Raw genomic sequence first — 25,069 nt, forward strand, 5'->3', positions numbered from 1 at the left:
ATCCCGTAAGGAACGGAAGTGATGTTTTGGCCAAAGCCATTGATCCCCAGTCGTCCATGGCGGCGCTGTTCGGGTCGCAGGTGCGCAGACTCCGGCTGGCCGCCGGGCTGACCCAGGCCGAGCTGGGCGCGAAGGCGCATGTGGTCAGCACGCGGATCACCCAGATCGAGCGGGCCTCGGGAGCGAAACCGACGTTCGAGCTGACGCAGGTGCTCGACACGATCCTCGGCGCGGACAATCTGCTGATCGACATGTGGCCGTACGTGTACCGCGAGGCGTTCCCGGACTGGTCGCGGGCGTTCATGGCGTACTCGGAACGGGCGGTGTCGATCAGGGAGTACGCGGCGCATGTGGTGCCCGGCTTATTACAGACGGAGGACTACGCGAGGGCCGTCCTGAGCGTTGGTCTGTCGCTCACGGGAGAGGAGCACTTGAAGGAGCGGGTCGCCGCCCGTCTCGGTCGGCAGAACCGACTCACGTCCTCCGACCGCCCCGACTTGTGGGTCGTCCTGGACGAGTCGGTGCTGAGACGTCCAGTGGGCGGCGCGGCCGTTATGCGGGAGCAGTTGGCCCGGCTGCTGGAGGCTGCGGAGCAACCTCACATCACTGTGCAGGTGCTGCCGTTCGAGCAGGGCGAGCATGACGTGATGGGCGGTTCCATGACCGTGCTGACGTTGCCGGACAGCTCGGAGGTGACCTACACCGAGGGCGCCCATTACGGCCAACTCGTGGAAGAACCAAGCGAAGTCAGGCGCTTTGCGGTGACCTACGATCGGCTGCGGGCAGTATCCCTGCCCCCGTACATGTCTCTCGACATGATCCGATCCGTGATGGAGGGCAACCACCGTGGAGCGAGTGTCCCGTCCCGATCTGAACGGCGCCTCCTGGCGCAAAAGCAGCTACAGCAACCAGGAGGGTGGCAACTGCGTGGAGGTGGCCGACGGGGTACCCGGCGTCGTGCCCGTCCGTGACAGCAAGAATCCTCAAGGCCCGGCGCTGCTCTTCCCGGCCACGTCCTGGGCGGTCTTCATCACCAGACTGAAGACCGGCCACCGCCTCTGACTCGCCCCGCCGGATCCCCGTACACGGGGGTTCGGCGGGCCACGAACTCCCCTAAAGAACCTGGGGTAAAGAACCTCCCACCCACCCTCCCTTCCCGCACGTCACCCGTACGAGTGACCGGCTTGCGGGTGTGGGATGCGGGCGGTTACGTTCGCCGAAACAACCCCAGACAGACGACGGCCCCCGGCCGGGACTGGCATCCCGAACGAGGGCCTGACCGATCAGGAAGAAGCAACCTTCCCGATGGCTGACCCGCAGTCTAACGCGCATGCGCGCGTCGACGCCGGAGCAACGACCTCCGGCGTCATCCACATCCGTACTCGCCTCACCGCCGACTTCACGGTGATCTCCAACGCCCTCGCGCAACGGCGCGGCAGCGCGGTCACGATCGGCGTGGCGGCCTACATCCTCTCGCTGCCGGATGGCGCGCCCGTGAGCATCGCCGCGCTGTGCGAGCACTTCACGGAGGGCGAGATCCTGATCTCGCGGGCGCTCAGGGAGTTGGAGGCCGCCGGTTATCTGGAGCGGCGCCGCGAGCGCGGGCCCGGCGGGCTGATCCGCACGCGTACGTACGTCCGCGACGTACCGCAGCGCGACCTGCCCACCCCGCCACCGCGCCCCCGAAAGCCCACCCCACCAGCACCGGAACCCTCCCCCACACCCGCTCCCCCGCCCCCACTCGCCGAGGCCGACGAACAGGCCGTCGCGCTCCTCGCCTCGCTGCGGCTCGCCGACCCACGGCTGATCCTCTCCAGGCGTGAGGTGGCCGAGTTGGCCCCGGCCGTCACGCAGTGGCTCGCGACGGGTGTGGGGCCCAGGCAGCTCACCAACGTCCTCACCACCGGCCTCCCGGACCGCTTACTCGCCCGTCCGGCCCGCATCCTGGCCTCCCGCCTCAGCGAGCCGCCCCTCCCGGCGCCCGACTCCCCCGCCGCCGTGCCGCGCACGCCCCCGGCCGGTCCCCTGCCCTGGCAGACCTGCGACGGCTGCGAACGCGCCTTCCGCGCGGCGGAGCCGACGCGCTGCCGCGACTGTCGAGGGCTGCCGGTAGCTTGCTGAGCGAGCGGCGGCGGCCTTGGTAGTAGTCGCACGAGGCCATGGTGATGCTCCTTTGATGACTGATGGGGCCGCCGACACGGGGCGGTGAGAAAGAGCCTCGGAGTGTCCGGCAGGCCCGGCAACGGTTCCGGGCGTCCGAGACAGTCCAAGAATGTCCGCCCAGGCCAGCGGCGGTGTCCGGGACAGGCTCAGCGCACGCTGACGGGCGGGGCCGGGGGCCGGGAGCCCACGCCGCGTGGGGCGTGGGCCTCTCCAGCGCTGCTTGAGGAGCGGCCGAGCTGAATCAGCGGGCGTAGATGGACCGCGCCTTAATGCGGAGGTGGGTGCCCCACGTCGCACAGAGGCTAGTTCCACCCGACTTGCGATATTTTGTTCCGTTCGCCTGGATCCGCCAGCCGGGGTAGGCGATGAAGCCGCCACCCTTCTTGTACAGGCCGCCGTTGCCGCCGACCGTGTAGCCCGGCAGGTAGTAGTGGGTGCCGCGTGAGGTCACGAGGTACGGGCACCCGTCCCGTTTCTGGAACGTGCCGTAGAACTTCGACTGCGCGCTCGTGGGCTTGGCGGCGGCGAGGGCGTTGCCGGTTCCGGCGGTGACCCCGCCGGTCAGCAGACCTGCGGCGACAGCGGCTACCGCCACCGCGCGGATCCTTTGCGCACGTGTGCTGTGCATGATGATGCTCCTTGGGTGCTTGATGCTTGCCTGCTGGTTGGCGGGCCTGGCCCACGGCCGATGAGGCGTGGACCAGGCCGCGACGTGAGCGTTGGACGACGGCACCGGGCGGGCGTACGGCTTTCCGGACTGGCGCCGATGTGCTCACCGGTTCTTGTAGTAGGCCTTCACGTAGGAGCCCTGGTCGCCGAGCAGGACGACCCTCAGGGTGTCTCGACGCTGGAACTTGTTGCTCCAGGCCACAATGCTCACGTTGCGGTCGCACTGGGCCTTCTTGTCCGCGATGTACCGTCCGGCGTCCACGTTCAAGATGCGCACCCGCATCTTGGCGCGGTTGTTGTAGCACCGCACGGCCACGCCCGTCCACTTGCCCTTCGACGTGTAGTTCCTGGACACCCACTTCTTGCCGTTGCTCTTGAGCTTTTCGGGCGAGATCCAGGCAGGCCCCCAAATACGGTGGGCACGGGCCGCCTGCGTGGAGACCGCTCCCTTCGCCGAGTCAGAGCCGCCCTGCCAGACCCCGCCTGTCTGCGTGACCGCGCTCGAAACCGAAGTCGGCGCGGGAGCCGCGATGGCCTCCGCGGCCGGGCCGGCGGCGACCGCCGCGCCGCACATGACGGCTGCGATGGCGAGCCCGGTACGCCTGTGTGTGGTCATGGTGAATGTGTCCTTCCGGATGAGTGGAGATGCGAAGGCCGTCCCGGCGAGCGCCCCGTGGCGTCGGGCCGGTTGCCTGCCTGACATCGAGTTCAGCGGCCGGGGAATTGAATGGCAGCCCTGTTCCGCCGGTCTGATCAATGCCTGTGCCCCAGCTCAAAGCTCTTGCCGACCCGACAGGCCGTGCGTAGCTTGACGGGCGGTCCATCCGCGTCCGGGGGGAGGCGGAGGGGGAGGAGTGACCGATGGCGGGGCGTCCTGAGAGTCCGCTGGACCCGAGTGCGGGTCCGGCGCAGCGGTTGGCGTTTGAGTTACGGAAGCTGCGGGCGGAGGCCGGCAGCCCTACGTACCGGGCCATGGCCTCGCGTACCGACCACGGTGCGAGCACGCTGTCGCAGGCCGCCGCCGGGGAACGGCTGCCGACCCTCCCGGTGGTGCTGGCTTATGTGCAGGCCTGCGGCGGCGACACTGAGGAGTGGGAAGAGCGCTGGCGGCAGGCAGCCGAAGAAGAAGCCGCCGAGCCGCGTGCCGACGAGGACGCCGAGCCTCCGTACCGGGGCCTGGCCCGCTTCGAACCCGGCGACGCGGCCTTTTACTTCGGCCGCGACCAGCTCATCGACGACCTGCTGCGCCTGGCCGGCCACCACCGGATCACGGCGGTGGTCGGCGCCTCCGGCAGCGGAAAGTCCTCCCTGCTGCGCGCCGGGTTCATCCCTCGCCTGCGCACCACCGAGAACCCTGGCTTACGTCCGGCGGCCCTGCGGGTCATCACCCCAGGGGCTCATCCGCTGAGCGACCACGAGCGGCGGCTGGTACCGAAAGAGGGTGGGGAGGGGGACACGTGGCTGGTCGTGGACCAGACGGAGGAGCTCTACACCCTCTGCACCGACCCGGAAGAACGCACCGCGTTCATTGACCGCCTCCTGACCGCCGCCGCGCCCGACGGTCGGCTGCGGGTGCTGATCGCCGTACGGGCCGACTTCTTCGGCCACCTCGCCGGCCACCGCCCCCTCGCCGACGCCCTGCGCGAGGCCACGCTCCTGGTCCCGCCCATGAACCGCGACGAACTCCGCGAGGCCATCGTCAAACCCGCCCAAGCGGCAGGTCTCATCGTCGAACGCACCCTGACCGCCCGCATCATCGACGAAGTCGACGGCGAACCCGGCGCCCTGCCCCTGATGTCCCACGCCCTCCTGGAAACCTGGCACCGCCGCAAAGGCCGCGCCCTCACCCTCACCGCGTACGAAGCCGCCGGCGGCGTCCACGGCGCCATCGCCCAGAGCGCCGAAGACCTCTACACCGACCTGTCCCCTGACCAAGCTTCCTGCGCCCGGCGGATCCTGCTACGCCTGATCACCCCAGGAGAAGGCGCACAGGACACCCGACGGCCCGCACCCCGGGAAGAGCTGGAAACCGACACCTCCCCCGCCACCGCCGCCGTACTGGAGCGCCTGGCGAAAACACGGCTGGTCACCCTCGACGGCCCAACCGTGCACCTCGCCCACGAAGCCCTCATCGCCGCCTGGCCCCGGCTGCAGAAGTGGATCAACGAGGACCGCGACCGCCTACGCCGCCACCGTCAGCTCACCGACGCCGCCCACACCTGGCACAACCTCGGCCGCGACTCCGGCGCGCTGTACCGAGGCACCCGGCTCGCCGCCGCCGAGGAAGCCTTCCCCACAGCTGACGCCGACCTCACTCCTCTGGAATGTGACTTCCTCACCAGCAGCTCCACCGCCCGCCACCACGAAGAGCAGGCAGCCGCCCGTACCACCCGACGCCTGCGCCAGTTCGCCACCTCCGTCTCGATCCTGCTCGTCCTCGCTCTCACCGCTGGACTGATCGCCTGGCAGCAATACCGGACCAGCGAGCAGCAACGGCGCCAGGCGCTCACCGCCCAACACATCGCACTGTCGCGGCAGCTGGCCGCCCAGTCGGCCGGGCTCATGGACTCCGATCCCGACCTGGCCTCGCTCCTGGCCGTCCAGGCGTACCGGACCAGTCCCACGAAGGAAGCCACCGCCAGCCTTTTCACCGCTGCGGCTCTTCCTCTCAAGCGCCGTCTGACCGGACACACCGGCTTCGTGGGATCGGTGGCGTTCAGTCCAGACGGCCGCACCCTCGCCAGCGCTGGGGAGGATGGGAAGGTCCGGTTGTGGGACGCGGCGACCGGCAAGCCACGCACCACCCTGACCGGGCACAGCCGGGCTGTGTTGACGGTGGCGTTCAGCCCGGACGGCCGCACCCTGGCCAGCGGTGAGGAAGGCGGGAAGATCCGGCTGTGGGACGCGGCGACGGGCAGGCCACGCGCCACCATGACCGGAGACGCCGACGTCGTCGAGTCGGTCGTTTTCAGCCCCGACGGCCGCACCCTCGCCAGCGGAGGATGGGACGGAAAGATCCGGCTGTGGAACGTGGCGACCGGCAAACGACGCGCCACCCTGTCCGGACACGACGAAGGCCCCCAATCGGTGGCGTTCAGCCCGGACGGCCACACCCTGGCAAGCGGCGGCTTCGACAGGAAAGTGCGACTGTGGGACGTGACAACGGGCAGGGTACGGACCGTCCTGACCGCGCATGACGCCCCCGTGGTCGTGGTGGCGTTCAGCCCGGACGGCCGCACCCTGGCCAGCGCCGGCGACGACCTGACGGTATGGCTGTGGGACGTGGCGACGGGCAAACGGCGCACCACCCTGTCCGAAAACGCCGACGCCGTGGGGACGCTGGCGTTCAGTCCCGACGGCCGCACCCTGGCCAGCGGTGGGAGCGGTGGGAGCGGTGGGAAGGTCCGATTGTGGGACGTGGCGACCGGCGGGCCACGCGCCACCCTGACCGGACACACCGGCATCGTGGAATCGGTGGCGTTCAGCCCGGACGGCCACACCTTGGCAAGCGCCAGCGACGACAAGACAGTCCGGCTGTGGGACGTCACGAAGGACAGGCCGCGCACCACCTTGACCGGACGCCACGAGGCCGTGGCCTCGGTGGCGTTCAGCCCGGACGGTCGTACGCTGGCCAGCGGTGAGGACGGCGGGAAGCTCCGGCTATGGAACATGGCAACCGGCAGGCCACGCGCCATCATGACCGGAGACACCGACGTTGTGGAGTCGGTCGCGTTCAGCCCCGACGGCCGAACCCTGGCCAGCGGAGGGAGGGACAGAAAGATCCAGCTGTGGAACACGGCGACCGGCAAACAACACACCACGCTGACCGGACACACCGAAATCGTGGGGACGCTGGTGTTCAGCCCCGACGGCCGCATCCTCGCCAGCGGAGGATGGGACGGAAAGGTCCGGCTGTGGAACGTGGCGACCGGCAAACAACGGGCCACCCTGACCGCAGACGCCAAGGGGGTGATGTCGATCGCCTTCAGCCCGGACGGTCGTACGCTGGCCAGCGGTGAGGACGGCGGGAAGGTCCGGCTGTGGAACGTGGAAACCGGCAGGCCACGCGCCACTCTGACCGGAGACGCCGAAAGCGTGGAGGCGGTGGCATACAGCCCCGACGGCCGCACCCTGGCCAGCGGCGGCTTCGAGGGGACCATCCGACTGTGGGATGTGGCAACCGGCAAACCACGCGCCATCCTCACCGGACACACCGACTACGTGGTTTCCCTGGCGTACAGCCCCGACGGCCGCACCCTGGCCAGCGGCGGCTTCGAGGGGACCATCCGACTGTGGGACGTGGCAACCGGCAAACCACACACCATCCTCACCGGACACACCGACTCCGTGGAATCCCTGGCGTACAGCCCCGACGGCCGCACCCTCGCCAGCGGCAGCGCCGACGAGACGATCCATCTGTGGAACGCCGCTCTCCCTGACCCAGCCGCCTCCATCAAGAGAGTCTGCCAAGCGGTCCAGCGGTCCTTCACCCGAAGCGAACAGTCGCTCTACCTCGCGGACCAACCCACCAGCCCCGCGTGCCGGTCATGAGCCGCAGCCGTCGGTCCACTCTCCGTCGCGCATCACATACCTGCCCTTGATCTCATGCTCGCCGTGCATGGTCTGTATCGCCCACGGCAGCACCTTGAAAAACGCGTAGGAGGCGTGATCCTTCCGCGGGTCCCAGCCCCATCTCCGCACGAACGCGTCCGCCGCGGCGGGCGGCACCTCGTCAGCGGTGAAGGTCTCCACCGTTCCGTCGATCAGGACGACATCCCGCGTATCGCCCAGCGCAAGGCGAGCCCGGCCCGTTTCCCGCAGGTTGCGCCCGGTGGGGTTGGTGAGCCTGGTCGCCATCCACAGCGCCGCGCCGTCCCAGAGGAACCACAGCGGCACCAGGTACGGCAGTCCGTCCGCGTCGGCGGACGCGACCCAGATGTCCTCCTCTGTCCGCAGTCTTTCGAGTACGTCACGACGCCGTTGTTCGGCGCTGCGCGGTTTCTTGGCGATGTTCATGTCTCGCGACGGTACTGACCACGGGGCCCGAACACCTCGGGCCATGGTCCTAGGCCACAGCCGGAGTCCGCCTCATTCCGTGAGCGCACCGAGCGCCGGCCAAGCCTCAACCAGGCGTCAAACGGACCAGCAGGTCGCGCAGGCGGGTGTGCCCGGTGGCCATGAAGCGGTGCAGGTTCCGGGAGGCGAAGGCGACCCGCTGGGCGCTGCGGCGGCGTTCCGCGTCGTAGGCGCGCAGGGCGGAGGGCAGGCCGGTCGCCGGACCGTGCTCGGCGACGGCCCGGGTCAGGGCCTCCGCGTCGAGGATCGCCGTGCAGGCGCCCTGGCCCAGGTTGGGTGTCATGGCGTGCGCCGCGTCGCCGACCAGCGCGACCTTCCCGTCGCGGACGAAGGTCGGCAGGGCGGGGAACAGATGACGCATCTCGTAGCGGATCCAGGTGGACGGGGCGGTCTCGGCGAGGATGCGCGGGACAGGGTCGTGCCAGCCCTCGAAGTGCCCGCGCAGTTCCTCGGCGGTGGTGGCTTCCGGGACGGTGGCGTACCAGTTGGTGCGGCCCGGCTCGACCGGGGTCATGCCGAAGAACCGGCCCTTGCCCCAGGTCTCGCCGTGGACGCCGCTCTCGAAGTCGGCGATGCCGATCCAGGCGACGGTTCCGATCCGCCGCGGGCCGCTGCGGTCGCCGAAGCAGGACGTCCGTACGGCGCTGTGGATTCCGTCGGCGCCGACGACCAGGTCGTGCCCGGCCAGCAGGGCCGCCACATCACTGGCGTTCTCGCCGTACTTCAACGGCACATCCCCGAAGGCGTCCAGCTCGCCCAGCAGGGCGTCGATCAGACAGGGGCGGGAGACGAGCAGTTCGGGGCGACCGTGCTTCCGCTCGATCCGCTCCAGCGGAAGGCTCGCCGGCACCTTCCCTCGGGGGTGCGGATCCGGGCACCTCGGTAGGGAACCGCCCGGCTGCGGAGCGCCTCGCCCACGCCCAGGCGGTCGAGCGTGGTCTGCGCGGTGGGGTGGATGCCGAAGGCCGTGCCGTACCGCTCCAGCTCCGTACGCCGCTCCAGGATCGACACCGTCCAGCCCGCGCGGCGCAGCCCGATCGCCGTCGCCAGGCCACCGACCCCCGCCCCCACGACAACCGCTGTTGCCGTCATGTGACTCTCCCCGGTTTGTCCGGCCCACCACCCAGCAACTACCACCTGGCCGACGCGGGCGGACGCGGCCTGACGCATCGCGCTGTCGACACGGCCGCGGAGGTGCCGCCAGGCACCGCCAAGAACTACTTCCCGACCAGGGACGCCTTGCTGCGCGGGGTGGCCGAGCGCTGCCTGGAGCAGTACCGCGAGACCACGGCCCGCGTTCGTACGCGGGCTGCTGCGGGCGGTGTGCCCGGAGCACCCGGAGAACCCGGACTGACCGAACCGCGACTTCGCCGGGCCCGCGCCGGTTCAGGCTTCCCTACCGACGGAGGAAATGTGCCATCAGGTAGCACGGGATAGCACTACTCGCTACCGTGGACATCATGACCGCACAACCCGAGATCACCCAGCGCGACCTGCGCACCAAGTCCAAAGAGATCATGGACGCGGTCCAAGACGGGCAAGCCTTCACGGTCACCCGGGACGGGCACCGCATTGGCGAGCTGATCCCGCTGCGGCGGCGCAGGCGGTTCGTCCCGCGCGGCGAGTTCGCGGCGATGTCTCGTACAGCCCCCGACATCTCTCTGGAGGCGTTCCGCGCCGACCAGGACGCCACCGCCGAGCAGGAGCCGGACGACCCTTATGCCCGCTGAGTACCAGCAAGGACTCCTCGACACCAACGTGATGATCCTGCGCAGGTGGGTGGACGCTGACGAGCTTCCCGCCGAGGTCGCGATCAGCGCCATCACCTTGGCCGAGCTGTCCGCGGGGCCGCACGAAGTCCGCCGGAACGAGGAGCAGGACGACTACGACGAGCACGCCGAGCGCGCCCGGCGGACGGATGTCCTCCAGCGCGCCGAAAACGAGTTCGACCCCATCCCCTTCGACGCGGAAGCAGCCCGCATTTACGGGAGGGTCTGCGCGGCCGTGATCAGCGCCGGCCGAAAACCGCGGCGTCGGGTCGCCGACCTGATGATCGCCGCCATCGCCATCGCCGAGGGTCTCCCGCTCTTCACCACCAACCCCGACGACTTCAAAGGGCTGGACGATCTCCTCACCGTCGTCCCCGTCACCCGGCCGCGGGTACTCCACGACCGATAACAGAGCGACCGGAGACGCCATGACCATCGGCACCATGACCGCCGGCATATCGACCCTGCGCACCGTCAGGACGTACCACGATGCCCGCTCCCGCGGAGATGTCCCGCTGATCTTCGACGCGACCCCGTGGCAGGCCGTCATGGCCGCGGCCGGGCCGTTCCGGGACGAGGCGGGCCGGTGACGGAACCGCCGGGGCGGGGCTGTGCCACCTGCGCCGTGGTCGCGGTGCAACTGGTCCTGGTCGCGGTGCTCTTCGTTGGGGCCTGGGGCGAGGAGTACTTCTCCTGGGATCCGAACTACGTCCCAGAAGACGTCGACCCGTACATCGTGAAGATGGGTGTGGTGGCCGTTGTCGCCGCCGCGGCGGGGGTCTTCGCCGGTGTGCGCGGCGCGGGGGCGGCGGCTTATGGCCAGGCGGTGGTCGTGGTCATCACCCTCATCGTCATGGCGGTGACGAACGCCATGGGCTAGAGCGCGCAGGAGGAGCAGCACCAGCGGGAGTGCTACGCGGCCCCGGCCGCCGCGGAGTGCGCGGACGTACGTTGAAGAAGATCACCGTCCCGGGGTCACAGCGCCCAGACGCCCTTGACCAGCGTGGACAGCCCGCCCGCCAACGCGAGCAGGAGGACGAGCAGCCGGGCTCCCCGCTCCGGGACGCGCTCGGCGAGCGCCTTGCCGACGACCGCGCCCGCCGCCATGCCGACCACCGCCAACGCCCATACGGCCGTACTCAGTCGGGGAACCCCGTTGGCGGCGATGGAAAACGCGTTCACCAGGATCCCGTAGAACTGCGCGTTCGGCACGAACTCGCGGACGGTCCAGCCCGCGTTCATCGCGTACAGGGACACGGGCGGACCGCCGACCCCGGCCGATGAGTTCATGAAGCCCCCGGCGGCTCCCGCGGTCAGCGCTCCCTTGACGCCGCTCAGGGCGGGCACCCGCGTGCCGCCCATGACGAGCAGGACGGCCACGGTGACCAAGCCGCCCATGACGGCGAGGAGGACGGGTTCGGGCAGGTGGGCGGCCACCCACGTACCGGCCGGGACGGTGCACGCGGACGCGGCGACCAAGGGGACCATCGCCCTCAGCCGGACCAGCCGCCAGCCGCCCCCGGCGAGCCCCACCGCGCAGATGACACCTGCCGCGCAGTTGGCGAGGGCGACGCCCTGGGCCGGGCCGACCAGCAGGACCAGGGCGGGCACGGCGACGAGCGCGAACCCCATCCCCGTCAGCCACTGCACGGAGGCGCCCACCAGGACGACGCCGCCGAGTAGCAGTTCCGCCGCCCCAACGTTCATGGCCGAAAGCTTCTCATGCCACGTTCCTCAGGACCATGGTCCTCAGGGGCAGGCGACCACCTGGCCGGCCCACGACAGGCCGCCGCCGAACGCGAGCAGCAGGACCGGGGCGCCCGAGGGGAGGTCGCCGCGGGCCGTCAGCTTGGACAGGGCGAGCGGGACGGACGCGGCCGAGGTGTTGCCGGACTCGACGACGTCCTGGGCGATCACCGCCTCCTCGGGGAGGCCGAGTTGGCGTACCACGGCCTCGATGATGCGGAGGTTGGCCTGGTGGGTGACCACGCCGGCGAGGTCGGCGAGGGTCAGGCCGGCGCGGTGGCAGGCTTCGCGGGCGATGGCGGGGAGTTCGGTGGTGGCCCAGCGGAAGACGGTCTGGCCCTCCTGGGCGAAGTACGGGTGCCAGTCGTCGACCAGGCGTACGGCGTCGCCGCGGGTGGGGTCGGAGCCCCAGGTGACGGGGCCGATACCGGCCCCCTCGGCGGCGCTGATCACGGCGGCGCCCGCGCCGTCGCCGAGCAACACGCACGTACTGCGGTCGCTCCAGTCCGTCACGTCGGACATCTTCTCGGCGCCGATGACCAGGGCGTGGCGGGCGGCGCCCGCGCGTACCGAGTGGTCGGCGCAGGCGAGGGCGGTGCAGAAGCCCGCGCAGCCGTTGTTCAGGTCGAAGGCCACGGCGGACGGGATGTCGAGGCGGGCCGCGACCTGGGCGGCGATCGACGGGCAGCGGTCGATCGCGGTGCAGGTGGCCACGGTGATCAGGCCGATGTCGGCCGGCTGCAGCCCGGCCCCGGCGAGCGCCTTGCCCGCGGCGGCGGTGGCCATGTCGGTGACGGACTCGTCGGGCGCGGCGATGCGGCGCGTGGCGATGCCGGTGCGGCGGCGGATCCATTCGTCGTTGGTGTCGACCTTCGTCGACAGCTCGTCATTGGTCAGCACGCGCGAGGGCTGGTAGTGCCCCAGGGCGGCTATGCGGCTTCCGGACACGGCTGTTCTCCTCGACTCGACGGCAGTAGACACTGTCTACGCTTCGCTGCCGGGCAATATAGCAACTCGGTCGCCGAAGCCCGCGGAACACAGGAGCGCATCCGGCTGGTGTGGGAGCCCGCGCAGGGCGCGCAGCCGGGTAGATCGCGTACGAGCTGGTCGGCCTGCCGCTGACTTTGTGGTGGATATGAGACAGCGACACGCCGATGTCACGGCGTGTCGCTGTCTCATATCCACCACAAACGCAACGCCGAGCGCACAAGTGCAGACGTCGGCCGTCGCGGGGCAGGCAGTGCGGGTCAGCCTGCCGTCCAGGGGCGGAGTTTGTCGGGGTTGCGGACAGCCCAGATGTGCGTGATCCGGCCGTCTGCGACGTCGAACGCGTACACCGCCACCGTGACGCCCTCCAGCTGGGCCATCAGGCCGGGCTGGCCGTTGACCGTACGCTCCAGGACCGTCAGGCCGCCGGGTGTTCTGCCGGCGATGTCCACGAGGTAGTGCGCGATCCGCTCGCTGCCTTCCACCGGGCGGAGCGCGGCGCTGACCAGGCCGCCGCCGTCCGCGGTGAGGGTGGCGCCGGAGTCCAGGAGGCCGATGAGGGTGCCGATGTCCTGGGCTTCCCATGCCTGTTTGAAGTTTCTGACCAGGTCGGCCTGGTGGGCTGCCGGGGCCGTGGGCGGTCGGGAGGTGCGGATGCGGCGGCGGGCCGAGGAGGCCAGCTCCCGGCATGCCGCCGGGGTGCGGCCGGTGATCTCGGCGATCTCGGCGAAGGAGTAGCGGAAGACATCGTGCAGGATGAGCGCGACGCGCTGGGCCGGGGTCATCGATTCGAGCGCGACGAGGAAGGCCATGCTGACCGACTCGTCCATGGTGACGCGGTCGGCCGGGTCGGCCATGGCGGCGCCCGCTCGCCCACTGATCCACTCGGTTCGGTCGGGCAGCGGCTCGGGGATCCATTCGCCCACGTAGGCCTCGCGTCGGACCCGTGCCGAACCGAGGAGGTCCAGGCAGACGCGGGTGGCGACCCTCGTCAGCCAGGCGCCGGGCGAGGCGATGGCGTCCCGCTGTTGCCGGGACATGGCGTACCAGCGGGCGTAGGTCTCCTGGACGGCGTCCTCGGCCTCGGCCAGGGAGCCCAGCAGCCGGTAGGCGAGATTGATCAGCTGGCGCCGCTCGCTGGTGATCGCGCCCAGGTCCGCGTCGGACCGGTCGTGTTCTGACTCCGCGTGGTCGCTCATGGTTCCGCAGGCTCCCTGGGTCGGTTGTGCCGTCATCAGTCCGACGAGACAGCGCACCGGAATGTCAGGCTGCCGCGCCGCCCTGACATTCCGACGGGTCGCGTCGTCGTACTGCTTGAAGGCGCTCACCTTCGATGCGCGGATCGCCCCCTTTGAGCCCGGCTCCCCCGGTTCCCCGCGGGCAGCGAGCACCGCAGTGTCACCAGCACCAGCACCAGGACAGGAGAACAATGACCAAGATCGGGATCATACTCGGCAGCACCCGCCCCGGCCGCAGGGGCGAACAGGTCGCGCAGTGGGTCCATGAGCGGGCAGCGCGCCGCACGGACGCCGGGTTCCAGGTGATCGACCTGCTCGACCACCCGTTGCCGCACCTGGACGAGCCGACGCCGGCGGCGATGTCAGGGGGCCGGTACCAGCACGGACGCACCAGGGCCTGGGCGGACGCCATCGCCTCGTTCGACGGGTTCGTCATGATCACTCCGGAGTACAACCACTCCATTCCAGGGGTGCTCAAGAACGCCATCGACTACCTGTGCGCGGAGTGGAACAACAAGGCGGTCGGGTTCGTCTCCTACGGCGGTCTGGGCGGCACCCGCGCGGTCGAGCAGCTGCGGCTGATCTGTGGGGCGCTGCAGATGGCCGATGTGGCCCCGCAGGTCGCATTGTCACTGCTGACCGAGTTCGAGAATTACACGACTTTCAAGCCGGGCGACCACAGCACCACCGCGCTGGACGCGCTGCTGGACCAGCTCGTCGCCTGGAGTACCGCCCTCGCGCCGCTGCGCGCGACGTCAGAACGCCAGCCTCGGGCCTGACATTCCGGGCTGCTGTGTCGTCGTACCAGTGAGAAACCGAGATTCCACACCAATGGGAAGGGACGGGGCGTGATGTCCACGCAACGCGAGGTCGACGAGGCCAAGATCAGGCAGCAGGTCGAAAAAGTTGTGGAAGGGATTCGAACCAAGGATCTGGAGGGCCTGAAGCGGCTCTACGCCAAGGATATCGTGTCCTTCGACGTCGAGCCGCCGCTGCAGCATGTAGGGGTGGAGGCGAAGTCGGAGAACTGGGCGAGGGCGTTCACGTTCTTCCAGGATGTGCGTTATGAGGTTCGTGACCTGACCGTCACCGCGGGCGGTGACCTGGCTTTCGGGCACTTCTTCGGCCGGCTCAGCGGAACGCTGAAGAACGGGGCAGCGACAAGCGGTATGTGGGTCCGGGGCACTTTCTGCTTCCGGAAGGTCGACGGCGATTGGTTGATCGCGCACGACCAGGTTTCTGTGCCGTTCGACATAGCGAGCGGTAAGGGAGTGACCAACCTCGAGCCCTGAGGGGTCGCAGCTGGTCGCGGTCAGAATTCTCGAAGGAAAGATACGATGACGGTCAACAGTTCCGAAGTCAAGGCGTCCTTGGAGAGTCGCATCGACGCCATGCAGTCGAAGGACATCGATCGGCTCATGTCCTTCTACGCTTCCGACATCGTCTATTACGATGTCGTTCCCCCGCTCCGGTTCACGGGAATCGAAGAAGTGCGCCGCAACTTCGTGCGATGGTTCGACGGTTACCACGGCCCCATCGGCCTGGAAACGCACGACCTGGCCATCGCGACACATGGGGACGTCGCGTTCGCCAATATGCTCCACCTGGACTCAGGGAAGCGCAAGGGCGGGCTCCAGTCGTCGATATGGGTGCGGGAGACCGTTTGCCTCCGGCATGTGAACGGCAAGTGGCTGATCACGCACGAGCACATCTCGATCCCGATCAACCCGACGAACCTTCAGGCCTGGTTCGCGTCGGACAAGGACCACCCTGCCTGATCCTGCGCCGGGAAGGCTTCCGGGGGTGATCGAGGGTGCCTTGCGTCCTCAATCACCCCCATGCGCCCTCTCAGGTGATCGACGTGTCGCCGTGGGCCTCCAGAACCTTGCGCAGGCCCGCGGCGACCTGCTCGCACTCGTCGCGGTCGAGGGCTCCGAGGATCTTGGCGTAGTTGCGCAGATGCGCGGCCATCACGGCGTCGATGAGCTCCCGGCCGCGCTCGGTCAGATGGATGAGGACGGTGCGCCGGTCGCGACCCTCGCGGACCCGCTCGACCAGCCCCTTGGCCTCCATGCGGTCGATGCGATTGGTGATGGCCCCGGAGGTCACCATGGCGGCTTTGAGGAAGGCGCCCGCGGTCAGGGCGTAGGGCGGGCCCGAGCGGCGGAGCGTGGTGAGGACGTCGAACTCGCCCATCTCGATGCCGTGTTCGGCACAGAACGCCTTGAGCGACTTGTCGATGACGCGCTGCATCCGCTGCACGCGACCGAGCACTTGGACCGTCCAGAGATCGTCCGCCAACTCGGGGCGCTCCTGCGCCCACTGCTCAGCGATGAGGTCAATGACGTCGCTCATCGGCACTCCCCTCGGCGTCCCTGTTTTCCTCAGCGTAGACCTTCTCAATGTTAAGACACTTGACGCCGCACAAGCCCGGCTGTTTTTATCTCAACGTTGAGAGAATGAACCTTGAGATAAGCGAGGCGGGGGAACCGTTGTCCATCACCGCAAGGCCGGGCCCCCGCGGCACCGGCACCGACACCGGCACAAGCGACGGCCGAGCCCGTCCGATCCCCGTACTCTGGCTGGCGCTGCTGGCCACGCCGGTCGCCGCCGGGGCCAACGCCCCCGTACTGATCCTCGACGACATGAGCCGTTCGCTGGGCGTCGGCACGGCGACCGCCGCCTGGCTGGTCACCGCGTTCGCGTGGGCGATGACCGTGGCGATGCCGCTGCTGGCGACGCTGCTGCGGCGGCGCGGGGCGCGGATGGCGCTACGGGTCGGGGCCGGTCTCGTGCTCGGCGGCAGCGTTGTGCTGGTCGCGTCGCCGTGGCTGCCGCTGACCCTCCTCGGGCGCGCCGCGCAGGCCGCGGGCGGCGCGGGGCTGATCGCGGTGGCGATGAGCCTGGCGGGCAACGCCCGGCGGATGGGTGTGATCAGCGCCGGGTTCGGCATGCTGGGCGCGGCCGGTCCCCTGCTCGGCGAGCGCATCACCGAGGCGGTGTCCTGGCGGGCCGCCCTGGCGGTGTCGGTGGTGGCGCTGCTCGCCGTACCTGCCGTCGGGCGCCATGTCACCCAGGCCCCGCCCGCCGAGGGCCGCTTCGACACCCGGGGCGCGCTGCTGCTCAGCGCCCTGGCCACCGGTGTCATCCTGCTGCCCTCCTATCCACTGCCGGCCGTCGGCGCGGCGGTGGGCGCAACCGTGCTGCTCGCCCTGCACATCCGCCGCCGCCCGGAGGGGTTCGTCCCGTCGGCGGTGCTGCGCACCCCCGTCTTCCGCATCGGAACGCTGCTCGCGCTCACGCTCTCCACGTCGTACTTCGTGCTGCTGTTCGCCGTGCCACGGCTGATCGCCGGGCGGGCCGGCTGGTCGACGGGGGCGGTGGCCACCGGCCAGCTGGTGGCCCTGCTGACCGGTTCGGCCCTCGCCCTCGGCTTCGCGGCGGTCTCGGCACGGCTCGGGCGGACGCGGGTGCGGGCGGTGCTGCTCACGGTCGGGGTGCTGGCCGCGGCGACGGCGGCGTGGGCCCACAGCGCGCCCGCGCTGCTCGCGGCGGCGGGCGCGGCGGTGTTCTGCGCGACGGGCGCCAACGCCACCCAGTCCATGGACGCCGCCTCCGCCGTACCGGCGGCCCAACGTCCCACCGCCATCGGCCTGTTCACCCTCGGCTATCAGCTGGGCGGGGCGCTGGGCCCGGCGCTGGCGACGCTGCTGGTGCTGGGCTGAGCGCCGGCTCCGGGCACAATGCCGCCGGGGGCGACAGGAACGGCCTAGTAGTCGCGGTTGCCGTTGCCGCCGGGTGTGGGTAGCTCGAACCAGACCGTCTTGCCGCGTCCGCTGGGAGAGTTGCCCCAAGCGGAGGCCATGGCGGAGACGATGACCAGGCCCCGTCCGCCTTCCGCTTCGTCTTCGGCGAGGCCGAGCGAGACGGGCAGCGCGGGGTGCGGGTCACTGTCGCGGACCTCGACGCGGATCCGCTCGGGGTAGCGACGTACGTGCATGTCGACGTCGCTGTCGCCGTGGATCAGGGCGTTGGTGACCACCTCGGAGGCGAGGAGCTCGGCCTCCTCCGACATCGGGGTCAGCTCGACGCTGTGCAGCCATTCGCGGAGGAATCGCCGGGCACGCCGGACGCCTTGCAGGTCACGGCGGTGGATCGCGAGGCTGCGGACATGCAGGTGGGAGCCCGCCGAGGGGCCTTCGTACCGTACGAGCAGCAGTGCGGCGTCGTCGGCGCGGGCGGGTCGGCTGGCGATGCCGCCGATCAACCGGTCACCGAGGGTCTCCAATTCCCCTCCGGAGTCGGCGAGCGCGGCCTCGAGCGTGTCGATGAACCTGCCGGTGGGCTGGCCGACGGGCTCGGCAAGGTCTCCGGTGTAGAGCATGATCAACGTTCCCGGGGCCAGGGTGACCGTCGTGGCCTGGTAGCGGGCGTCCGCTTCGATGCCCATGGGGATGCCGGGGTCCACCTCCTGGGCGCGGTACCCGCCGTCAGGGCTGCGGATCAGCGGCGGGTGGTGGCCGGCGGTGACGATCTCGGCGGTGCCGGTGCTCGGATCGAGCCACACGCAGCAGCAGGTGGCGAACCGGTCGGTTTCCAGCTCGAGCAGCAGGCGGTTGGTCCGGCTCAGCACGGTGCTCGGGTCGTGCCCTTCGGCCGCGTAGGCGCGTACCGCACTACGCAGCTGGCCCATGGTGATGGCCGCAGCGATGTTGTGGCCCTGGACATCACCGATGACGGCTCCGATGCCACCGTCGGGCAGGTTGATCACGTCGTACCAGTCGCCGCCGAGCTCGATCCCGCTACTGGTGGGCACGTAGCGCGTGGTGGTGATCACGCCGGCCTGATGGGGCAGCATGCGGGGCAGAAGGGTCTGCTGGAGACGTTGGGCGAGGGCGTGCTGGGCGTCGCGGTGCCAGGTTCGCTCGAATGTCTGGCCGAGCAAGGTCGCCAGCGCGATGAGAATCGAGTGCTCGGAGAGGATGCTCGCCTGATCAGGCCGGAATCCGATCGAGCAGCTTCCGATGGCGTGGCCGCCGGCCAGCAGGGGCAGCACCGCCCAGACGAGGTTGTCGCGCTCGGGCACACCAGGCTCCGGGCCGCCTTCCTCGGGCGGGCCCTGCACGATCTGCCGCTTCTGCGACATCGCGTCGGTCTCCGGCGAGGAAACGCCCAGCGGTCGGCCATGGAGGCGGCGGAGGAAGGAACGGGAGCAGCCGGAGGCACCGATCACCCGCAGCCGGTCGCCGTCGATCAGGCTGAGCGCCATGGCGGGCGCGTTGAATCCGTTCGTGATCCGCTCCAGCGCCAGATTCGCCGCCTCGGAGGTGCGTTCCGCACCGATCAGCGCGTTCGCCAGTTTGTGCACGTGGTAGATCAGCGGCGTGGTGGCCCAGGACCTCTCGTCGAAGTGGGCGTCGTTAGCCGCCTCTCCGGGTGCGGTGACCACCAGCGGCACCCGCGGCGGCTCCATCGAAACGCCCCGATCCACGAGCCGCTCCAGCTTCCGAACCGTCTCGGCGCCGAGATCGTGCAGGTAGCGGCGGTCGTCGTCGGTCAGCACCCGGAACATTTGCGGCCAGTACGCGGCCACCGCACCGAAGCGGCGCGTCTCGGAGATCAGCGGCACCGAGGTGACGGTGAACGGGAAGGGCGCGAAGACCGCAAGCTCGGGGTGGCTCCCCAACTCCTGGAGGGAATGGGCGGTCGTGATCTTTCCCGTGCTGAACGCGGTCGCCGACGCGTAGACATACTCGTCCTCCGGCACACGCTCCACCGACCCAATACCGAGAGGCGTCACCGCCACCACCGCAGCGCTCAGCATGCGGCTGTCGGCGTCGTGCAGGTACACATTGACCGCCGACGCCCCCAGATCGGCCAGCGGTCGCCGGGCCACCAAGGTCAGCAGCTCATCCCGCTCGACGACGTCCGGTGTTCTGTCGGCAGGCGGCACCGCTTGGCTGATCGACAGCTCATCACCGACTGCCCCCGCACCGGGCGGACCATTGCCTGGTGGCAGCATTCGATCCGATACGCGATGTTTCATAATGATCACACCTGACCCATCACCTGACTTTGCCTTCTCCCTCCATTGTCCCCATTTAAGTTCATAAATCACATGATCCCGCTTGGGTGCAGGGCCTATGAAGGGAAGCCCGAGGGAGGTGGAGGGTCATCGAGGCGCGCAACGCGCGCGACGAGTACTACCCCCTTGCCGGCGGCTGTACCAGTCGCTCCACCTGCCCACCCGCCGCCCTGCTCGTCGTACAGGGCGCTGGACCGCACGGCCCCGGCCTACACAGCGGACGCGCAACTGCGCACCAGCCGCTGCTCACCAGGGTCACACAGCGCCGGCACCGCCTGCGGCGTCTCGTCGAGCATGGCCGCCGCGACACCGGCCAGCCCCCGCAGCCCCTCAGGAGCGGCCACCGAGGTCAGCCGCGCCATCAACTCGGCCAGGACCCGCACGGCCACGCGGTGCGAAGGCGTCGGGGACGTCGATGGGGGTCGATGGGAAAGGTCTCCTTCGTGGGGTCCGCAGAATCGGGATGGGACGTACGAAGGAGGTGGCGGGGGTGCCCGGCCGGCGGGCAGGCGTCAAAGCATGCCTCGACCCTAGGCGGTAGGGGGGTGCGGCGCGACAAATCGTTCGGCGTTGAGCGGTGTCTCGCTTAGGGTTCCCCAGTTGTCCCTTTGGAAAGGCGAGTGGTGGACATGGCACCCCGGACAGTGACGCGAGACGAGTTGGCAGGGGTGGCGCGGGCCGCGCTGGGGGGCGGGCGGCGGTTGGAGGCGGTTGAGCGGCTTGCCGGGGGCAGCAGGAAGGGCGTGTACCGGCTGACGATGGACGATGCCACGACGGCGGTCGCGTATCTGTGGGACGAGTCGGAGAACTACTGGCCGACGGCCGAGGGCGACGGCGACCTCACCGATCCGTTCTCGCCCGGTGTCGGGCTCGACCTGTTCGAGGCCGCCCGTGCGCGGCTGGGCTCGCTGGGCCTGCGGGTTCCCGAGGTCCACCTGGTCGACCGCGATCGCACCCACTACCCGGCCGACCTCGCGATCGTGGAGGACTTCCCCGGCGAGAACCTGCTTGACCTGCTCAACCGCGACCCGCGCGCCGCAGAGCCGACGATGGCGCGCCTTGCCGATGCCTTGGTGGCGATGCGGGGTCACCAGGCGCCATCGTTCGGCAAGGTGGCCCTGATCGACGGGGGCAGGACGTCGCGGGGGACGTCGTGCGAGGGTGCCGTGTTCGACTTCGCGCTGCGCTGCCTCGCCGAGGCGGCCGCGCGTGACCAGCGGATCGCGGATGCCCGCGACCGGCTGGAGGAGCGGCTGCGAGAGCTCGCCGCAGCGGTACGGCCGCGTGCCGAGTACTCGGTCGTCCATGGTGAGCTGGGGCTGGATCACGTGCTGGTGGACCGGGACGGCAACCCCGTTCTGATCGACATCGAGGACCTGATGTACTTCGACGTCGAGTGGGAGCACGTGTTCCTGCGACTCCGCCATCCCGAAGGCCACTACCGGCGGTTGGCGGTGGACGGCCTCGACGAAGACCGGTTCGCGCTCTACACGCTCGCCCAGCGGCTGTCACTGACGGCGGGCCCGCTCCGGCTGCTCGAGGGGGACTTCCCCGACCGGGCGTTCATGCGAGGAATCGCCGCACATCACTTGAACGAGGCGCTGGCGCTGGTCTCGGCCGTTTGAGCGTGGCGCTGCGCTCGTCTGCGCAGCCCTTCACTCGCGCCGCTGCTCGATCCTTTCCAACAGCTCCAGGGACCCGGCCAGCCGGGGGTCGCCGATGTCGCGTTGGAGGGCGATGGTGCGGGTCAGTTGGGCCAGGGCGGGGGCGTGGTCGCCGAGGCGGTGGTGGGCCCGGGCGAGGAGGTGGCCGGCCCGGGCGGTGGCCCAGACGTGGTGGCAGGCCGGGTCGGAGGCGGCGTGGAGGGCGGTGGTGGCGGTGGTGGCGGCGGCGGTGGGGTCGTCTTCGTGGAGGGCGAGTTCGGCCTTTTCGAGGAGGAGGGCGAGGCGGTGGAGGCCGAAGCCGCACTGTTCGGCGGTGCGGAGCCCTTCGCGGATCGCGGTGGTGGCGAGGGTGGGGTGGCGCTGGGCGCGGGCGAGGCGGGCGCGGCCGAGGTGGAGGAGACAGAGGTGTTCCTGGGAGCCGGAGGTGACGATCCACTGGGTGGCTTTGTCCAGCAGGCTCTGGGCCATGACGAGGTCGCCGGAGTGGCAGGCGAGGGCGGCCTCGATCAGGTCGTAGCGGGCGACCTCGTCGTTCCAGTCGACGCCCAGGGAGGCGTCGGTCAGTCCCGAGCGGGCGCGGGAGACGTATGCGAGCGCCGGTTCGGGAAGGCCGGCCTCCAGGAGGCACTCGGCCGGTGAGAGCGGGAGGCCGAACCAGACGGGGGCGGTGGCCAGCCGGTCGATGGGCAGGGAGCCGGTGAGGGCGCGGGAGACGGCGAGGATGGGGTCGCGGCGGCTGCCGCGCAGGAGGTCGGCCACCTCGGCGAGGCGGCCTCTGAGGGTGCCGATCATGGCGAGCCACCAGCTGTCGTCCGGGTCGATACGGGCCAGGGCGGCGGGGAGGTCGCCGATCGCGCGGTAGCACCACAGGAGGCCGCCGGGGTCGGGGCAGGTGGGGAACTCCTCCAGGACGCGGACGCAGCGGCTGTACTGGCCGGTCTGCCAGGCGAGATGTTCGTAGCCGCCCATGCGGAGCCGGTAGACCTCCTCGGCCTCGGCGACATGGCCGGCCGCCAGCGAGTGGTGGACCAGCTCTTCGAGGAGGTCCAGGGTCTCGGGGCGGTCGGGGGGCAGCACGCCGGGGCCGCTGACCAGGGCGCTGTAGTGGCGGCGTATGGCCTGGTGGACGGAGCGCGGGTCGGTGAAGGACCGGTAGAAGTGGTCGCGGACCGCGGGGTGAACGGTGAACTGGTCGGCGGATTCGCGCAGGACGAGGTGGAGTTGGTGGAGGTGGCGCAGGGTGGCGAGGACGTCGCGCCGGTCGAGGCCGCTCAGCGGGCCCGCGATCTGGGGGCTGGTGCTGCGGGTGAAGACGGAGTGCAGTTGGTCGGCGGACGCGCCGAAGCGGAAGATGCACAGCCGGGCGAGCAGGGCCGTCTCGCGTTCGCTGAGCGCGGTCTCGTACGCGTCGAGGACCCGCGCCAGGCGCCGCTCCTGCGGCTCTCCCGAGTCGGCGCGCGGCTCGGGCAGCGAGGCGGCGCGGGCCGGGTCGGCGTCGGCGTATGCGACGAGGTAGCCGCTGAGGTGGTCGAGGGTCAGGGCGTGGGCACCGAACTCGTCGATCAGGGTGTGCAGCGCGTCGTCGCCACCGCGTACGCCGCGGTCGCGGATCAGGGCCACCGCGTCCTCGCGGCACAGCTGGTCGATGTCGAGCCGGGCGTAGCCGCGGCCGTGCCAGGGCGCCAGCCGGGGCAGCGGGAGGCGGCTGGTGATCAGGCACTTGGTGGTGCCCAGGCCGTCGGCGAGGCGGTCGATGACCTGGGCGAGCAGCCGGTCGGTCAGGTCGCCGAAGGCGCCCTGACGGTCGGTGGCCGGGCGCTGCACCCGCTCCAGGCCGTCCAGAACGAGCAGTCTGCGCCCCGGCGAGGTGAGGATTTCGGTGAGCAGGTAGAAGGTGCCCATGGGGCTGCCGCGCACGACCGCGCCGCCGCTGAAGTAGGTGTAGGCGACCTCCAGGAACTCCTTGACGTCCTGGTTGAGGTAGAAGCTCCAGATGAACAGCTCGTCGGGCGGCGGGTCCCCCTGTGTCCTCAGCCGGGTCAGGAACTCCCCGGCCAGGGCGGTCTTCCCCGCGCCGCCGAGGCCGAGCAGCGCCAGTACGCCCGGCTCGCCGTCCTGCCAGAAGCGGCTGAGGGCGGCCAGTTCGTCCGCGCGGCCGACGAAGGTGGGGGCGGGGGGCAGGGCGTGGACGATGCCGGCCGTCAGGGGGCGTACCCGCGACGCGGCCCTGGGGTCCGGGTCGCGTGGGGGCGCGGCGAGTGCTTCGGCGTGCGCGGCGACGGCCTCCGCGTTGATCCCGGCGACGTGGGCGACGAGCGCGCCGAGCTCGTGATGGGCGTGGCACCAGGCGACCAGCCTGCGGATGCACTCGCGGCGGCTCATGGCCGCCGAGAGCTCCCGGTACACCTCGGGGTAGTGGTCGAAGCACAGGTCCCGGATCTCGTCCTCGGACAGGGCCCGGTCGATCAGGGCCCGTACGGCGCCGGGGTTGCGCACGGCGCCGTACGCGTCGCCGTGGGGGCCGCCGCCCGTCATGGCGCTACCGCGGGCGCGGGTCCCTTGCGGCACAGCCGGAAGCCGATGTTGGGGGTCATATGGGCGCCCCATCCGCCCTTTCGCCAGCTGCCCGCCTCACGGGACATCCGGAAGGACACCGTGACCGCCTCGGCGCAGTCCGCCCAGGAGCCGCCCCGCAGCACCCGCTCCTGACCCTGGGCGGGCCCGGTCGGGTTGGCTCCCGGGCTGGTGCGGTAGTACTCCGCGTCGTACCAGTCGGCGGTCCACTCCCACACCCCGCCGCTCATCGCGTACAGCCCATAGCCGTTGGCGGGCAGGCGCCGCATGGGCAGGATGGAGAACTGGTCGAAGCGGTCGGAGTCGCAGCGCTCCGGTGTCGGGGGCTCGTCCCCCCACGGATAGCGGCGGCCGGGCAGGCCGCCGCGCGCGGCCCGCTCCCACTCCGCCTCGGTGGGCAGGGCGTACCGGACCTGGTCGGTGGACAGCCGCGCGCACAGCTCCTCGGCGTCCTGCCAGGAGACGCTCACCATGGGCTTGCGGTCGTAGGCCCACGGGCGCCGGGGGTCGTCACGGCGCGGCGTGCCGAACAGGGTCCGGGAGTCGACCCGCTCGCCGCTTCCGCTCACCCAGTCGTGGCGCGGGGCGTGGGCGTGCCAGTCGGTGGCGCGGACGGTCGCGTCCTCGCAGTACTGCAGGCGGATCTTGTTCGCCTCGTACAGGAACCAGCCGGGGTTCACCGATCCGCCCCGCCCGAGCTCCTCCTGGGGCATCCCGGTGGGGGGCGGCTCCCAGTCCATGAGGTCGCAGTGGGCCGCCCAGCTCACCGGGGTCTCGGACAGCCAGTAGTCGTCGAGCCGGACCGGGTGTACCGGGCGCTCGTCCAGGTCGCCGCCGGCGGAGCCCATCACGAAGGAGCCGGCCGGGATGTAGCGGAAGAGGATGCCGTGCTCCTCCACCGCCATCCGGTCCAGCAGCGCGCCCCGGGCCTCGGCGATCTCGGGGTCCGCCGGGGCGACCCTGCGCGCGCGGTCGTACGCGGTCGCGGCGGTGCGCGGGTCGCCCTGGGCCTCCAGCTCGCGGGCGAGCCGCAGCAGGTCGCGGGCGCTGCCGGTGGCGGTGTGGTCCGTGCGCAGCCATTCGTACGCGGATCCCATC

24 protein-coding genes and 2 pseudogenes are annotated in these 25,069 nt (G+C 70.4%); 14 read left to right on the forward strand and 12 right to left on the reverse strand.

Going from position 1 to position 25,069, the window contains the following annotated elements; genetic code table 11:
- The first annotated feature begins 56 nt into the window (after positions 1-56).
- The 3 genes from PV419_RS11310 to PV419_RS11320 all read left to right on the forward strand — a co-directional run bounded on the left by PV419_RS11310 (position 57) and on the right by PV419_RS11320 (position 2,121).
- A complete protein-coding gene (locus tag PV419_RS11310; RefSeq protein ID WP_319688171.1) occupies positions 57-971 on the forward strand; it encodes a helix-turn-helix transcriptional regulator in 915 nt (304 codons plus the stop codon).
- Positions 934-1,062, forward strand: coding sequence for a DUF397 domain-containing protein (locus PV419_RS11315; protein ID WP_319687833.1), 129 nt, complete (start codon positions 934-936; stop codon positions 1,060-1,062). The genes PV419_RS11310 and PV419_RS11315 overlap by 38 nt, the downstream gene beginning before the upstream one ends.
- Before the next feature lie 243 nt (positions 1,063-1,305).
- On the forward strand, positions 1,306-2,121 hold the full coding sequence (locus tag PV419_RS11320) for a hypothetical protein (RefSeq protein ID WP_319687834.1): 816 nt from the start codon (positions 1,306-1,308) through the stop codon (positions 2,119-2,121).
- A 283-nt stretch (positions 2,122-2,404) separates the two neighbouring features.
- Here PV419_RS11320 and PV419_RS11325 read toward each other — a convergent pair whose 3' ends face one another.
- Together PV419_RS11325 and PV419_RS11330 are read right to left on the reverse strand one after the other, a co-directional pair.
- Positions 2,405-2,791, reverse strand: a complete 387-nt coding sequence (locus tag PV419_RS11325) for a hypothetical protein (protein WP_319687835.1) — start codon at positions 2,789-2,791, stop codon at positions 2,405-2,407.
- A 144-nt stretch (positions 2,792-2,935) separates the two neighbouring features.
- Positions 2,936-3,448, reverse strand: coding sequence for a hypothetical protein (locus PV419_RS11330; protein WP_319687836.1), 513 nt, complete (start codon positions 3,446-3,448; stop codon positions 2,936-2,938).
- Between the two features lie 356 nt (positions 3,449-3,804).
- Between PV419_RS11330 and PV419_RS11335 the strand changes: the two genes are divergently transcribed.
- A complete protein-coding gene (locus tag PV419_RS11335; protein ID WP_319687837.1) occupies positions 3,805-7,383 on the forward strand; it encodes a hypothetical protein in 3,579 nt (1,192 codons plus the stop codon).
- Here PV419_RS11335 and PV419_RS11340 read toward each other — a convergent pair.
- Both PV419_RS11340 and PV419_RS11345 read right to left on the reverse strand, forming a co-directional pair.
- Positions 7,378-7,848 carry a pyridoxamine 5'-phosphate oxidase family protein gene (locus tag PV419_RS11340; RefSeq protein ID WP_319687838.1) on the reverse strand — a complete coding sequence of 157 codons (471 nt, stop codon included), beginning with the start codon at positions 7,846-7,848 and terminating at the stop codon, positions 7,378-7,380. The genes PV419_RS11335 and PV419_RS11340 overlap by 6 nt on opposite strands.
- 106 nt (positions 7,849-7,954) lie before the next feature.
- Positions 7,955-9,000: pseudogene (locus tag PV419_RS11345) on the reverse strand (FAD-dependent oxidoreductase).
- Between PV419_RS11345 and PV419_RS11350 the strand changes: the two are divergent.
- The 5 genes and pseudogenes from PV419_RS11350 to PV419_RS11370 all read left to right on the forward strand — a co-directional run.
- Positions 9,001-9,264 (forward strand): annotated as a pseudogene (locus PV419_RS11350) (TetR/AcrR family transcriptional regulator); the annotation flags it as partial. It abuts the pseudogene before it with no gap.
- Positions 9,265-9,368: 104 nt separating this feature from the next.
- A complete protein-coding gene (locus tag PV419_RS11355; RefSeq protein ID WP_319687839.1) occupies positions 9,369-9,638 on the forward strand; it encodes a type II toxin-antitoxin system prevent-host-death family antitoxin in 270 nt (89 codons plus the stop codon).
- Entirely contained in the window at positions 9,628-10,086 is a 459-nt protein-coding gene (locus PV419_RS11360; protein WP_319687840.1) for a type II toxin-antitoxin system VapC family toxin, read from the forward strand. Before PV419_RS11355 ends, PV419_RS11360 begins: the two co-directional genes overlap by 11 nt.
- 19 nt (positions 10,087-10,105) lie before the next feature.
- On the forward strand, positions 10,106-10,267 hold the full coding sequence (locus PV419_RS11365; protein ID WP_319687841.1) for a hypothetical protein: 162 nt from the start codon (positions 10,106-10,108) through the stop codon (positions 10,265-10,267).
- Positions 10,264-10,557, forward strand: coding sequence for a hypothetical protein (locus tag PV419_RS11370; protein WP_319687842.1), 294 nt, complete (start codon positions 10,264-10,266; stop codon positions 10,555-10,557). Before PV419_RS11365 ends, PV419_RS11370 begins: the two co-directional genes overlap by 4 nt.
- 95 nt (positions 10,558-10,652) lie before the next feature.
- On the opposite strand, the gene PV419_RS11375 is transcribed toward PV419_RS11370, so the two are convergent.
- From PV419_RS11375 to sigJ, 3 genes are all read right to left on the reverse strand, one after another.
- Positions 10,653-11,384 (reverse strand): sulfite exporter TauE/SafE family protein, encoded by a 732-nt coding sequence (locus PV419_RS11375; protein WP_319687843.1) that lies wholly within the window; start codon positions 11,382-11,384, stop codon positions 10,653-10,655.
- 42 nt (positions 11,385-11,426) lie between these two features.
- Positions 11,427-12,371, reverse strand: coding sequence for a beta-ketoacyl-ACP synthase III (locus PV419_RS11380; RefSeq protein ID WP_319687844.1), 945 nt, complete (start codon positions 12,369-12,371; stop codon positions 11,427-11,429).
- A gap of 299 nt (positions 12,372-12,670) precedes the next feature.
- Positions 12,671-13,609, reverse strand: a complete 939-nt coding sequence (sigJ, locus tag PV419_RS11385; RefSeq protein WP_319687845.1) for an RNA polymerase sigma factor SigJ — start codon at positions 13,607-13,609, stop codon at positions 12,671-12,673.
- Positions 13,610-13,839: 230 nt separating this feature from the next.
- On the opposite strand from sigJ, the gene PV419_RS11390 reads away from it, so the two are divergent.
- The 3 genes from PV419_RS11390 (at position 13,840) to PV419_RS11400 (ending at position 15,426) form a co-directional block, all read left to right on the forward strand.
- Positions 13,840-14,427, forward strand: coding sequence for an NAD(P)H-dependent oxidoreductase (locus PV419_RS11390; RefSeq protein ID WP_319687846.1), 588 nt, complete (start codon positions 13,840-13,842; stop codon positions 14,425-14,427).
- 72 nt (positions 14,428-14,499) lie between these two features.
- Entirely contained in the window at positions 14,500-14,940 is a 441-nt protein-coding gene (locus PV419_RS11395) for a YybH family protein (RefSeq protein WP_319687847.1), read from the forward strand.
- A 45-nt stretch (positions 14,941-14,985) separates the two neighbouring features.
- Positions 14,986-15,426 carry a YybH family protein gene (locus PV419_RS11400; protein WP_319687848.1) on the forward strand — a complete coding sequence of 147 codons (441 nt, stop codon included), beginning with the start codon at positions 14,986-14,988 and terminating at the stop codon, positions 15,424-15,426.
- A gap of 70 nt (positions 15,427-15,496) precedes the next feature.
- Here PV419_RS11400 and PV419_RS11405 read toward each other — a convergent pair whose 3' ends face one another.
- Positions 15,497-16,003 (reverse strand): MarR family transcriptional regulator, encoded by a 507-nt coding sequence (locus PV419_RS11405; RefSeq protein WP_319687849.1) that lies wholly within the window; start codon positions 16,001-16,003, stop codon positions 15,497-15,499.
- A gap of 104 nt (positions 16,004-16,107) precedes the next feature.
- Here PV419_RS11405 and PV419_RS11410 point away from each other — a divergent pair, with 104 nt between their 5' ends.
- A complete protein-coding gene (locus PV419_RS11410) occupies positions 16,108-17,373 on the forward strand; it encodes an MFS transporter (RefSeq protein WP_319687850.1) in 1,266 nt (421 codons plus the stop codon).
- Between the two features lie 44 nt (positions 17,374-17,417).
- Here PV419_RS11410 and PV419_RS11415 read toward each other — a convergent pair whose 3' ends face one another.
- Both PV419_RS11415 and PV419_RS11420 read right to left on the reverse strand, forming a co-directional pair.
- Entirely contained in the window at positions 17,418-19,601 is a 2,184-nt protein-coding gene (locus PV419_RS11415; RefSeq protein ID WP_319687851.1) for a SpoIIE family protein phosphatase, read from the reverse strand.
- Positions 19,602-19,942: 341 nt separating this feature from the next.
- A complete protein-coding gene (locus PV419_RS11420; RefSeq protein ID WP_415925285.1) occupies positions 19,943-20,122 on the reverse strand; it encodes a hypothetical protein in 180 nt (59 codons plus the stop codon).
- A gap of 240 nt (positions 20,123-20,362) precedes the next feature.
- Between PV419_RS11420 and PV419_RS11425 the strand changes: the two genes are divergently transcribed.
- Entirely contained in the window at positions 20,363-21,358 is a 996-nt protein-coding gene (locus PV419_RS11425) for a phosphotransferase family protein (protein WP_319687852.1), read from the forward strand.
- A 30-nt stretch (positions 21,359-21,388) separates the two neighbouring features.
- Here PV419_RS11425 and PV419_RS11430 read toward each other — a convergent pair whose 3' ends face one another.
- Together PV419_RS11430 and PV419_RS11435 are read right to left on the reverse strand one after the other, a co-directional pair.
- On the reverse strand, positions 21,389-23,932 hold the full coding sequence (locus PV419_RS11430; protein ID WP_319687853.1) for a hypothetical protein: 2,544 nt from the start codon (positions 23,930-23,932) through the stop codon (positions 21,389-21,391).
- On the reverse strand, positions 23,929-25,068 hold the full coding sequence (locus PV419_RS11435; RefSeq protein ID WP_319687854.1) for an SUMF1/EgtB/PvdO family nonheme iron enzyme: 1,140 nt from the start codon (positions 25,066-25,068) through the stop codon (positions 23,929-23,931). Before PV419_RS11435 ends, PV419_RS11430 begins: the two co-directional genes overlap by 4 nt.
- Position 25,069 lies beyond the last annotated feature (1 nt).

It is taken from the genome of Streptomyces sp. ME19-01-6 (assembly GCF_033793745.1).
Taxonomy (GTDB): Bacteria; Actinomycetota; Actinomycetes; order Streptomycetales; family Streptomycetaceae; genus Streptomyces.